Source organism: Staphylococcus sp. GDY8P196P (assembly GCF_017891705.1).
GTDB classification, from domain to species: Bacteria; Bacillota; Bacilli; order Staphylococcales; family Staphylococcaceae; genus Staphylococcus; species Staphylococcus ureilyticus.
In genome coordinates, this window is the sequence record NZ_JAESJS010000017.1 from 42320 (window position 1) to 54819 (window position 12500).

Below are 12500 nucleotides of genomic sequence, written 5' to 3' on the forward strand. Positions count from 1 at the left end.
TTGATTCTTTATTCAGATCGTTATATCATATATATGAACATATATTAATATATGTAGATAAATAGTGATTATTATATATAAGGTTTTGAATTGAAACCTAAAGTGAGGGAAGGATAATGGAAGAAAAAAAGGAATTAGAGGAAGTAAATAATAAGGACTTAGATGATGAAACATTATTTGTCGTATCGCAAACATTTAAAGCGTTAGGTGATCCTACGAGAATCCGGATTCTCCATTTGCTCTTTTATAAGGAGTATTCGGTAAACGGTATTGCTGAAACGCTACATCTTAGACAATCAACAGTTTCCCATCAATTGCGGTTCTTGAAAAATTTACGGTTAGTAAAATTCCGAAGGGAAGGCACAATATTGTTTTATTCCCATGATGATGAACATACTATGAATATGCTAAAACAGGCGATCGATCACGCCTGTCATCACTAGTATTCCGTAAACCAGTAATGAGTGTTAATAATAATTCACGTCATTAATATTGTTATATGATCATATAACAATATTATAGGCATATGAAAAGGGGATTTTGCAATGGATATGGAAAACAAAAAAACAGAATGGAAAGCGTTGTATGATATCTCGAAGGAAAGTGAGATGGGTGTAGCAGAGAGGGTTAGTGAATACGGTTGATAAATTCATAGGATGTATTATTGGATACAAAAAGTTTGGATGTGGTCAATTAACGTCCTGGTTTAGTAAAGCTTACTGCGAATATATTGGAACCCGATATATCATATTTATTTAGAAAGGTGATAGAAATGAAAAATATTCAAGAGCAACAAGCACACGAAAGTCATAGCCACGATCATAGTCATGATCATGATCACGGAAAAATGCCAATTATTTCATATTTTATTGGCTTAGTGTTGGCTATAATTGGGCTTTTTTTAAGTGATGCAAATTTATTAATACAAAACATCTTATTTTCAATTGCCACAATCACAGCCGGCTACCATGTAATTATTCTCGAAGGAATTGGAGAGACAGTTGAAAATACTAAATTAAAGGGAAAATTCACTCCTAATTCTCATATTCTAATGGGATTAGCTGCAATCGGGGCTTCTCTGATAGGGAGTTTTTGGGAAGGAACCCTTTTGATACTTATTTTTTCCGGCGCTCATTTTCTTGAAGATTACGCTGAAGGAAGAAGTAAAAGAGAAATTACTAAGCTACTCGAAATGAACCCAACGACAGCTAAATTAATTCTACCTGATGGAAACACAAAAATTGTTGATGTCAGTGAATTAAAAGTTGGAGATCAACTCCAAGTGCTGAACGGTGATCAAGTTCCAATTGATGGGATTATTTTATCCGGTACTACCTCAATTGATGAATCTTCTATTAATGGAGAAAGTATACCGAAAGAGAAGTCTAAGGGTGACGAAGTTTTTGGAAGTACGATTAATGGAACAGGTACTTTTACTATGGAAGTCACTAAGGAAAACAAGGATACTGTATTCTCTAAAATTTTACAATTAGTTAGTCAAAACCAAGGTAATCAAACAAAAGCTGCCAGTATCATTCAAAAATTCGAGCCTAAATATGTTAATATAGTTTTAATCGCAATACCATTAGTAATGTTACTTGCTCCTTTTCTATTTGATTGGACATGGTCGCAAAGTGTTTACAGGGGATTAGTGCTTTTAGTCGCAGCTTCACCGTGTGCTTTGGCAGCAGCTACTGTATCTGTAACATTGTCTACAACATCTAACCTAGCTAAAAAAGGCGTGCTTTCAAAAGGAAGTACTTACCTATCACAATTAGCGGATATAGATGCAATTGCCTTCGATAAAACAGGAACCCTTACGAACGGAGAACCTAAAGTAACAAATTACTATTTCACTCATTCTGTGAACGAAGAAAATATTATTGATATTATAGTCGCCCTTGAAAAGGAATCCAATCACCCACTCGCTAATGCTATTTTAGAAAAATTTGAAGTTAAAAATAAAATAGACATCGAAGTTACTAATCAAATTGGAAAAGGTCTGACAGGAGATTATAATGGAAAAAATTATCGTATTGGTAAGCCTACTTCTTTTGAAAGTGCTTCTGAAGAGTATACCCAGTTCAATCATGATTGGGCATCAGAAGGAAAGACGGTTGTATACGTAGCAGAAAATGAAGAAGTTATTGGGATTATAGCTCTAATGGATATTCCGAATGAGCATGCTAAAGAAACAGTTAATTACTTTAAGAAACTTGGTATCCACACGACTTTAATTACTGGTGATTCGGAAATGACGGGAAAAGCTGTAGGCGAACAATTGGGAATAGACGAAGTTATCGCTAATGTAATGCCTGAAGATAAATCCAGAATTATAGAAGAACAAAAAGAAAAATTTGGAGTTACTGCCATGGTCGGAGATGGTGTGAACGATGCACCGGCCCTTGTTAATGCTGATGTTGGTATAGCTATGGGGGGCGGTACTGATGTGGCAGTAGAAGTATCTGATTTGGTTTTAATGCAGAACAATTTATCTAAATTAGTACAGTCTCATAAAATTTCCTCAAATATGGGTCGTGTTATTAGGCAAAATATTATTTTTTCAATGGCAGTTGTTGCCTTTTTAGTTGTCGTTAGTTTGTTAGGATTAACTGATATTACAATCAGTGTAATTGTTCATGAAGGAAGTACTTTAGTTGTTATACTAAATGGACTTCGATTATTAAGATCTAAATAATGAACGAATCGATTGACATGAATGAACTTTGAAGTGTGGATTCTACAATGCTCCCATAACATTGGACACTAAAAAACAGAGCAATCTAATAAAGATGTTATGAGTAAAAACAATGCCTTGCATACCGTTTTTATCATACGGGCGGTCAAATAAGCAATTAAAGAGCATGGGAAGCATAAAATCATAAACAGTGACTTAAGGCAGCCAGTTTACATTCAAAAGTTAAATTGACTGTATTAAAAGTTTCGAAACGATTAATATCCGTATGGGGGCAAGCGTCGAGCCAAAGATAATGCCAGGACAGAGCGTCTTTTTCCGTTCTTTTAAGTGGGAAAGGTTTTACCTTCTCTAGGCCAAGACAGTCCCAGAGCTAAAAGGGCCAGTTGCTCTTTTTGGGCGTTTGTGAACGGTAATCGCAGGAAGGGGATTTTCCCAACCGCACCTGGTTTTCCATCACAATAAAGTTGGCGGCATTTGTTCTGATATTCTTGGGAATACTTACACTATGAATGGCCGTATTAAGTGATACAGGAGCTGCTATTATTGTAATACTGAATGCTCTCCGCCTTTTGAGGGTAAAAGAATAAAAGTAAGGATAACTAGGTAAAGCTGTTCAATCAAAAATTGAACAGCTTATTTTTCATCAAAATCAAAAACGTTTATTATAATACCTACACTTGTTCTGTTAAACGTACCGATTTTTTAACCTTATTGTATCAGTAATATCTTGAAACGAAGTAAGCGACTAAAATTTCTCTTTTATCATACGTTTATAAAAATACACTTTTAAGAACGGTTTGAAAATTTTTGAAATAGATCAAAATAATCTTCTGGTTAAAAAACCTGTAGATATGATTTCTCTCTTAAATTTTTGTTTGATTAGATTAGACCCTAATAAGACGCATTCAACATGTCTACACGTGAATTTAGTCTTTGAAAATGTAAGGACCATTATTATTATAAAAACCCTAGTATAAAACGATACGCTGAAGCGTATCACAAGTAAAGATATAAAATAGATTTTGAACAACTTATTTTCAAATTAAAAGCCAAAAAATAAAGATAGATTACAATTATAAATTTGTAATTTAATTGGAAGGATTTAAATAATGATTAATATAAATTTCAATGATTGGGAAAAAGTCTGTAAATCATTCTTTAATTTAAATGAGTCAAAACTAGAAAGTTACTTACAGTGGTACCCATTTTCGAAGTTAACAGAAAATAGTAAGAATATAATATCAAGTGAAAAATTTTTTTAAATTTTATTAAAAATGGAGCTATTTTTAAGGAATTTAACACTTTTAATTTTCCATCTCATTACTCTCAAAAGACAAGTGCGTCTTTTAGAAATATGTCACTTGTTTCTCCGTTTGTATATCTTTACATAGAAGCAATGGGATATCATATCAATCAAGAATACATTCGTAAGTCGAAAAATGTTCGTTGTTATTATTCAGGTGATTTAAATGAAAATCATTTTTCTTATAAGAATAGTTATGATAAATTTTTTGCAGATATAAACGCACTTTCAAGTGTATATGATAATTTTTATAAATTTGATATTAGTAATTTTTTTGATGCAATTGACATGAACTTATTATTTAAATTAATAAACGAACGAGAAGAAATACTTGATACTCGTAGTAGTTTGATTTATAAAAGATTATTACAGCAAATCGGTGGGAACAAATTTCCTACTGTAGAAAATAGTGCAAGTTTATCTTATTTAGCAACCTATATATATTTGGATAAAGTTGATTATGAATTAGAGACAGTATTACAAAATGAATCTCAAATAGAAAGTTTTCAAATTATTCGTTATGTAGATGATTTGTATATCTTTTTTAACTCTATGGAAAATGAATTAAATTTAGTATCATCAGGGATTAAGAATGCAGTAATTGATGCATATAGAAAAGTTAAACTAAATTTAAATGAAAATAAAACAAAACTAGGAAAATCTAACGAAGTAAATGAGACATTGAATGCTGCATTGTATAATCATTACGTTAATAAAGAAGAAATTGACATTGCTTATTTCTATGATAAATATAATATAGGTCATTTTTTAGATGATTTATATAACTTAGCGTATTCTCATAACCATGAAAATTTTAAAAAAATATTAGATAAATATTTTACTAAAGAAGGTATTACATACTCTTCAGATGAAGTACTTAGATATTTAGCATATTATGAAGATGAGTTATTTCAAGATGAAGTAATTATATGTAAAATAAAACGACTTATTTTAACTGATTACAATTTTATAAATTACAAAATAAATATATTTTTAAGAATTATATTAAAGACGAATAATGGTGAGTTAATTAGATTTTTATTAAATGAGTTATTTAATAAGGATAAATTTAATTCCTTTGATGTAGCAATAAGTATCAATTACTTATTGTTGAGAAATTTTCAACATAATGACTTAATGAGCAAAGTTAGAGATGTAGATTCAGATATTATTGATTACATTGATAGATATTGTAAACAAGATTTTTTAATAGAGCTAGATAAAGAATATAACTATATTTTAAACTTAAATTTAAAAAATGAATTTTCAGATAATAGCTTTAAAGTATGGTATCTTTACTTTTTATATAAATTTCATGAAAAAAATGGTGATACACTAGAAGCGTTTGCTTATTATAAAACTTATTTTGATAGAATAGTTTCATTACTAATGTGTTATAAAGGTATTTCATATACCAAAAGGAAGTTACCAGATTATCATAGACATTATAAAGTAAGTAACGTCAAAAAGGATTTTGAAGCACTAAATCCAAAATATTATAAAAACCAAAATATTGATAATTTTTTGAGTGAATTATATAGATTACGCCAATATAATCCAATCAATCATTCTTCGGCTGAAATAATTGAAGATCAAATGTTGAAAGAATCTCAAATAATTAAATTAATAAAGCAATCAGAAACTTTATTAATTAATAGCTTTCGATATTAATCGTAATAAATCGAAGAGGTGAATAGTTTGAGTAAATCTAATTTCAAAGTAATAATTAAAAAACATATACAAAGAAAGATTTTGAGAAAGCTTTAGGTCTTAAAAATAAAGCTCAATTGCAGAAAAGGATTGATAAATTAGTTGATATATAAGCTTGATATGAAGAAATTTCAAAAAAATTCTGGTGAAAGTAAAAGAGCAGCCTATAGTTTCAATGGTATTGCTTTTGATATATTATGTGTCTTATAAAGTGAATATTAATAAAAGAAACGAATAGTTAACTTATGATTTCAAATGAATTTTGTATTATCTATAGAAATAATGTAGACTTAAATCTATTCTTTGTGTTTCATTATGCATATAATATGTAATACTTAATGGTATGAAAGGAGTGAGCAACATTTTTATTTTAAATCATCTATTTTTTAATAAATCAGGAACTTTCAATTTTAATTTAATCACTTCAATAGTTTCTATTATTACTCTAATAGTGGTTATTAAAAAAAATAAAGCAGATTTAACAAATAATGGACGAAAGAAAAAAATCGATGATATTACTTTAATTACAGCGGAACTTTTAACTAACGTATATAAAATTAGCAATATTACAAAGACTATCGTCAATTTAATTGGTGAGGATGGAAAGAATTTTGTAAATGCTCGTAAAAATTTAGCAGATCCTAAAGTTGCTGATTGGTATGAACAGCCTTTTAAGTTAACAAAGGAATTTGATGAGGTCAGAATGCAAATTATTTTACAACAATTTAAATTAGATGCATTACTTTTTGAAGATGATGAATTCAATACAGAAATTAATAATGAATTACATAAAATTATTTCTTCAGTAGAGAAAATGTATAAAATATTAAGGAGTTATGGTGGCTTTGAAAAGTGGGATGTAAGTCAATCCTTAGAAATTCAAGAACAGATAAACAATTTATTAAATACTGAGCATAGTGTACAAATAGCTGTGTTTTTACATAAAATAAAGCAGTTCAACAATTCAGAATGGAAGAAATTAAAAAACGGTAAATAATTTTATGTACGAATGGATAACATAAGAGTAATCTCAAAATTTTATTATTATATATAAATGACATAAACTATTTAAATCTGCTATAGTCTGATGATTGAAAACTTGAAGAATTAAAAGTCACATTAAAGCGATGAATATTTTAAATAGTTTAGCTTCGCTTTAGTAAAATCTTAATTATATGTTATAGGTGGAGCGCTTGTAACTACATTATAATAAAATTTATGATGAATATAAAAGTGCTTTTGCATTACTACTTAAGTATAATGGTTTTACACGTTGTTAATAGAAATTATTTTAGGTTTATGCAAAAAATAGGTGACCCTCTATTCTTATTTGAGGGTCACTTTTTATTTATAGTTCATCAATTGTTAATATCTTAACTATATTTTGATGATATTGGGCAAACTATAATAAAAATTTTAGCTACATAAAATTCTTATTTGCAAAATGTACTATTCTATAAATAACCCTAGAATGGTAATAACATCTGCAGCAAAGCTTGCGATATTAGATGATGATTTAGCGAATTGTTTAACTACAGACATATCATTATAATTAGGCGCCTCATAATTATTAAGTGGATTTTCTATGTTATTGATAACAACTAATAAATCAGTATTACTTGTATCTGTCAATTCTTCATTATAAATAAATTTCTTTGCGTTGATTGAATTTATACTTTCAGCGAATATATTAACTTGATTAGCTTTTTTTATATCAACTGAATTGGTTTTTATATCAACATTTGTTTTTGATATTGGTACAGCATACAATTCAATTTCGTTATCAAGATACTTATTTAGATATTTTTCTATAATATTTTCTCCACTGTAATATGCTTGCCATTTGTAGCATTCATATTCATTGCTTCCAAAAGTTAAAATATAATTTTCTTGTATTACATAATTTAAAACCTCAAATAACTCTTTACCCTTTTTGTTGATTGGAGTACATTACAATTTGATAGTTAGCTGATTGTTATCAAGTTGTATATCTTTTCTGTGTCTTTCAATTATATTAATTATATCTTTTTCCATACGTACAATCTCCATAATTATTAAAAATGGCATGTAGAAACTTATACTTATAAAATTTTTGATTTTATAAGTATCTAATTTCCTATTTCAAATCTACACTTTCCTTAGCGTTTGATGATGTAATAGTTACGCCAATTAATGTAATAACACCGCCAATAATAGCAAATAAAGTGGGTGTTTCACCTAACATAAAATAAGCTAATATTAGAGAAACGACAGGTGTTAAATATAATGAAATTGTCGCATCTGCTACTCCTACTTTTTGTATTGTATAGGCTAAGGCAATATAGGGTATAACCGTTGGAAATGCACCTAAATAAATGACAGATAATATCGATGTCATATTTGCCGTCTGTAATTCATTAAAACTTCCTGGTAAAAGTATAAACATAAATAATGCGCCTGCAATAATTGTATAAATCGTCAATGGAATAAAACCATATTTCTCTAAATATTTTTTTTGAAATGCAAAATAAACACTTTCGCCAAATGAAGCTAATAGGACTAATACAATACCTATTATAAAAACATTAAGTTTATCTCCGTTACCTAGTGAGATTAAGGCCACACCTAAAAATGCAACAAGTGAACCAAGCCAAGCTAATTTTGAAAATCTTTCTTTTAAAAAATAAGTGGCAAGTAATGCCGAAAAAATAGGTGTTGTTGAAACAATTAAACTTGCTACACCAGCACTTACATAGTACTCTCCAATACTTAATGCAGTGTGATAAACTGTAAAACCACAAAACCCTAATAATAGAATAAACGGTATGTCTTTTATATTAGGGAGAGGTATTCTTTTTATAGTCCCTAGAATTAATAATATTATCGCTGCAATGAGTAACCTTAAAGTAGATAAATGTTCTGCTTTAAAATCAATCAGTGCTATTTTAATTACTGGGAATGCGGATGACCAAAGAAAAATAGTGATGCCAAATGCGAAGTAAACTAACATGCTATTATTTGATTTTCTCATTATTGATACTTCCTTTCTAATCGCATATGTTCATATTAGAAGTTCTGCATTATAATGAGTGCAACCAGTGATAGAATAATTTTCACAACCAATTATAAAAAGGGTGAGTATTTATTAAATATAAGGCTATTGCTACATACATAAGAAACAAGATAATGGACGGAGACTGGTACTATGGTATGAAAATGCCGTCCCATAGAAAGTTAGCTGATCAATTTGAAGTAAATAGAGTGACTATTGTGAAAAGTATAGAAGTACTGGAAGCAGAGGGATTTATTTATACAAAACAGGGAAGCGGAACTTACGTTAATGACTATTTAGATGAAAAATTCATATTAAATAAATGGTCAGAAATGATGACGTGGTCATTTAGAAGTAGAAGTCAATACACAGTAGAATTAATAAATAAATTAGAGACAGACACTGACTATATTCATATAAGCAAAGGAGAACTAGGTAGAGACTTAATTCCACATCTAGAGTTAAAAAATGCAATGACTAATGTCTCAAATTATATTGGAGAGTTATCATTTGGATATAATAATGGATATGGCTATACAAAGTTGAGAGAACTAATAGCTGAACGCTTAAATAAAGAAGGTATAAACATTAATAAAGATAATGTATTAATAACTTCTGGAGCATTACATGCAATTCAACTTCTAGTTACTGGATTTTTAAGTCAGAATACGGTTATATTTTCAAATACGCCATCTTATATAGATTCTACACATGTATTTGACTACTTAAATATGAAAAAAGTGAAGATTCCATATAATGGACTGAACGATTTTCAAAATATTATTAATAAGCTGCCCAGTATTAAAGAAAAAGCCATATACATAGAGCCTTCATTCAATAATCCAACTGGACAATCCATATCAGAAAAAATTAGAGTAGATATGGTTAATTATAGTAGGGCTCATAATATGCCAATTATAGAAGATGATATTTATAGGGATATATGGTTTGATAAACAACCGATAAAATCACTTAAGTCAATAGATACAAATAATAATGTTATCCATATAAGTAGTTTTTCGAAATCAATTGCGCCTGCTATTAGAATTGGTTGGGCCATTGCCTCTGAAAAAGTGATTGAACAATTAGCTGATATAAGAATGCAAATTGACTATGGTTCGAGCATACTTTCTCAAATGGTAGTTTATGAATTATTGAAGAGTGGAGATTACGATAAACATGTGGCTAAACTTAGAAATGTATTAAAAGAAAAACGAGATTATATGTTAAGTATTTTAAATGAAAGATTTTCAGAAATTGCCCAATGAGAAATACCTGAAGGTGGTTTTTTCATATGGGTTAACTTTAATGAAAATATAAATGTTAAAAAGCTCTTTTCAGAACTAATTGATAAAGAAAAGATATTGATAAACCCCGGCTTTATTTATGGAAGTGAAGAAAACACGATACGCCTCTCATATGCATTTGAAAGTAGAGAGAACATTAAGTATGCGTTGGATAAGATATGTCAATACGCTTGCGTCTAAAGTTAAAGGTCATTTGATTTTTAGCAATATCAGTAACAAGCAGAAGCGTATCACAAATAAAACTAAAAATATAAAGTGTTCATCTTTGAAACTTAAGTATTATACAATTATTTAATGTGTTATCATTTGCTTCGAGGTGAGAGAATGGAGAGAATAAGGGTAGCAGATTCTTTAAGAGGATTCAGTTTATTAGGGATTTTTTTAGCAAACTTACTTATTTTTCAATACGGACTGTCGGCTAAATCATACATAGAATATTATGATTTAAATACATTTAATTTAGGTATCTTTCATTTTATAAAAATATTTATTGAAGCTAGCTTTATGCCTATTTTTGCACTACTATTTGGCTTTTCATTAGATAAGTTATATCAATCTATGAAAAGTAAAAATATTAAGCGACCAAGAATTAAACTTTTTAGACGAGCAGTATTTATATTAACTATCGGTATTTTACATGCTGCTTTCATTTGGGAGGGCGATATATTAAGTGGTTACGCGATTTCTATGTTACTTGTATTACCGTTTATATCGTTAAATAAAGGTTTCTTTAAATACGTTACAATTATAGCGGTTTTATTATTTGGTGCTTTGTTGTTATCGACTTTCTTTGATAAAAGTGAAATACCAGAAAATAAACACAAACAAGAAAATTATGTTGAAAAAGTGAAAGATATTTACCAAAACGGAAGTTACAACGAAATAAATAATGCAGCTGGAGAACTAAAGGATCCGCTTTTCAAACAATTAAAAGGTATGCTTGGAGAATCGATTGCTTTTATAATTTTAGCTGTGTTTATAATGGAAGCGACCTTCTTTGGAATAGGCATTTATCTTTCAAAAAGTAAATGGTTTGAAAAAGATGCTAAAGACTTTTGGTCGTCTAAATTATTTATTTATTTAATACCAATTTCACTTATCTTAAAATCATCATATTTATGGATAGAAGATAAAGGTTTAGCAGAAAATTTAACTTATATATTTGGATTTCTACTTGCAATGGGATATGTTGCATTATTTAAATATTTATATCAAAAGTTTGATAATCATCTGATTTTTAGAGGACTTGAAAGTTTAGGGAAAATGTCATTAACGTTTTATATATTACAAAGTGTAATGGGTGTGAGCATTTTCTATAGTTTTGGTTTAGGCTATTTTGGTAAAGACACATTATCATTTAGTTTCATTACATTTATAACATTGTATTTTATTCAAGTGATTATTGCGTTTTGGTATCAAAAATACTTCAAGTACGGACCACTTGAGTATATATTAAGAGTATTTACATATTTGAAATTTAAAACAGGAAAACATTAATTTGTACAGTACAAGTGTTAAATTAAGAAGAAAACTGTTTTAATCAGTGTCATACACCAATTTAATACATTCCCTAGTTTTTTAGTGTCACATTATTCACATAAAAGAGGTGATCCCTATAGCTAAATTAGATAATTTATTAGCAACACTTTGGATGCTTAGTTCTGACAAAAAGATTACTGCAAAGCAAATTTCATATACTCTCTATCAATGTTATTATCAAATAAATTTTTCAAGCTATGAACAACTAAATGAAACAGATATCAGATTAAAGTTGAACCCTGATGATTCAATAACGGTTATCAATAAGGCATCCTATAATTATCGTAATCAACCACTTAATTTAGAAGGAATTGCGTTTGAAGAAGCAGAAACACTAAATACTTTGATTGATAAATATACTCCTAATGAAATTGGATGAATTATAGAAAAGACTAACTGAAAATAATAGACAGTTAGTCTTTTTTAGCAAATTAACTAGCAAGGGGAGAGTTATCATAAGTGATGCTATTTAATTTAGTATCTTGGTAAAGACTATATTGACATTATTTTAGGCATTTTTATATTTTTGATTGTTTAAGGAGTTATTAATTCTTCTTTAACATTATATAACTTTACATAAAAGAGGTATATTTGTGGAAATATTAAATTTTATCATTTTTATTTTAGAGCAATTGTTAAAGTATTCAGCGTATTTGTATAAAAATTTTAGTTTACCATTGCTTTTATTGATTGTAATTTTAGTATTTAGAAAAGAAATTTCAACTTTATTAAATAGGATTCGTCATATTAATCTTGAAAATAACGCGGGTAAAGTAAGCATTTCACTAGCAAAAAATAACCGTTTAAAAGGTGAAATGCAGTCATATGAAAATTTTCAAATTCGTCAATTATTTCAAAAATTCTTTATTTAAAATATAATTTAAGAGCATGTAACTTTTGAACAACTTAAAT

At 28.6% G+C, this 12500-nt stretch carries 9 protein-coding genes and 1 pseudogene; 8 read left to right on the forward strand and 2 right to left on the reverse strand.

Annotated features, from left to right (window positions below; genetic code table 11):
- Window positions 1-116: 116 nt before the first annotated feature.
- From KA814_RS09465 to KA814_RS09480, 4 genes are all read left to right on the forward strand, one after another.
- Window positions 117-443 (forward strand): ArsR/SmtB family transcription factor, encoded by a 327-nt coding sequence (locus tag KA814_RS09465; protein WP_031920602.1) that lies wholly within the window; start codon window positions 117-119, stop codon window positions 441-443.
- 329 nt (window positions 444-772) lie between these two features.
- Window positions 773-2698, forward strand: coding sequence for a heavy metal translocating P-type ATPase (locus KA814_RS09470; protein WP_204170644.1), 1926 nt, complete (start codon window positions 773-775; stop codon window positions 2696-2698).
- Between the two features lie 1282 nt (window positions 2699-3980).
- Window positions 3981-5672, forward strand: coding sequence for an AbiA family abortive infection protein (locus KA814_RS09475; protein WP_348633952.1), 1692 nt, complete (start codon window positions 3981-3983; stop codon window positions 5670-5672).
- A gap of 391 nt (window positions 5673-6063) precedes the next feature.
- The gene (locus tag KA814_RS09480; RefSeq protein ID WP_210122730.1) at window positions 6064-6708 is read left to right on the forward strand and encodes a hypothetical protein; all 645 of its coding nucleotides are present in this window, start codon (window positions 6064-6066) and stop codon (window positions 6706-6708) included.
- 452 nt (window positions 6709-7160) lie between these two features.
- Here the strand turns inward: KA814_RS09480 and KA814_RS13640 are convergent, their stop codons facing one another.
- Window positions 7161-7343, reverse strand: a complete 183-nt coding sequence (locus KA814_RS13640) for a hypothetical protein (protein ID WP_245335669.1) — start codon at window positions 7341-7343, stop codon at window positions 7161-7163.
- A 484-nt stretch (window positions 7344-7827) separates the two neighbouring features.
- Window positions 7828-8721, reverse strand: coding sequence for a DMT family transporter (locus KA814_RS09490; protein WP_210122731.1), 894 nt, complete (start codon window positions 8719-8721; stop codon window positions 7828-7830).
- Window positions 8722-8849: 128 nt separating this feature from the next.
- Between KA814_RS09490 and KA814_RS09495 the strand changes: the two are divergent.
- From KA814_RS09495 to KA814_RS09510, 4 genes and pseudogenes are all read left to right on the forward strand, one after another.
- Window positions 8850-10229, forward strand: a pseudogene (locus KA814_RS09495) (aminotransferase-like domain-containing protein).
- Window positions 10230-10373: 144 nt separating this feature from the next.
- Complete coding sequence (locus KA814_RS09500) at window positions 10374-11546, forward strand: DUF418 domain-containing protein (protein ID WP_064209795.1); 1173 nt, start codon at window positions 10374-10376, stop codon at window positions 11544-11546.
- A 109-nt stretch (window positions 11547-11655) separates the two neighbouring features.
- Window positions 11656-11967 carry a hypothetical protein gene (locus KA814_RS09505; RefSeq protein WP_064209794.1) on the forward strand — a complete coding sequence of 104 codons (312 nt, stop codon included), beginning with the start codon at window positions 11656-11658 and terminating at the stop codon, window positions 11965-11967.
- 214 nt (window positions 11968-12181) lie between these two features.
- Window positions 12182-12460, forward strand: coding sequence for a hypothetical protein (locus KA814_RS09510; RefSeq protein WP_064209793.1), 279 nt, complete (start codon window positions 12182-12184; stop codon window positions 12458-12460).
- Window positions 12461-12500 lie beyond the last annotated feature (40 nt).

Coding starts and splice junctions, on each gene's coding strand:
- KA814_RS09500 (WP_064209795.1), top strand. CDS start 10,374: ATGGAGAGAATAAGGGTAGCAGATTCTTTAAGAGGATTCAGTTTATTA.
- KA814_RS09490 (WP_210122731.1), bottom strand. CDS start 8,721: ATGAGAAAATCAAATAATAGCATGTTAGTTTACTTCGCATTTGGCATC.
- KA814_RS09470 (WP_204170644.1), top strand. CDS start 773: ATGAAAAATATTCAAGAGCAACAAGCACACGAAAGTCATAGCCACGAT.
- KA814_RS09465 (WP_031920602.1), top strand. CDS start 117: ATGGAAGAAAAAAAGGAATTAGAGGAAGTAAATAATAAGGACTTAGAT.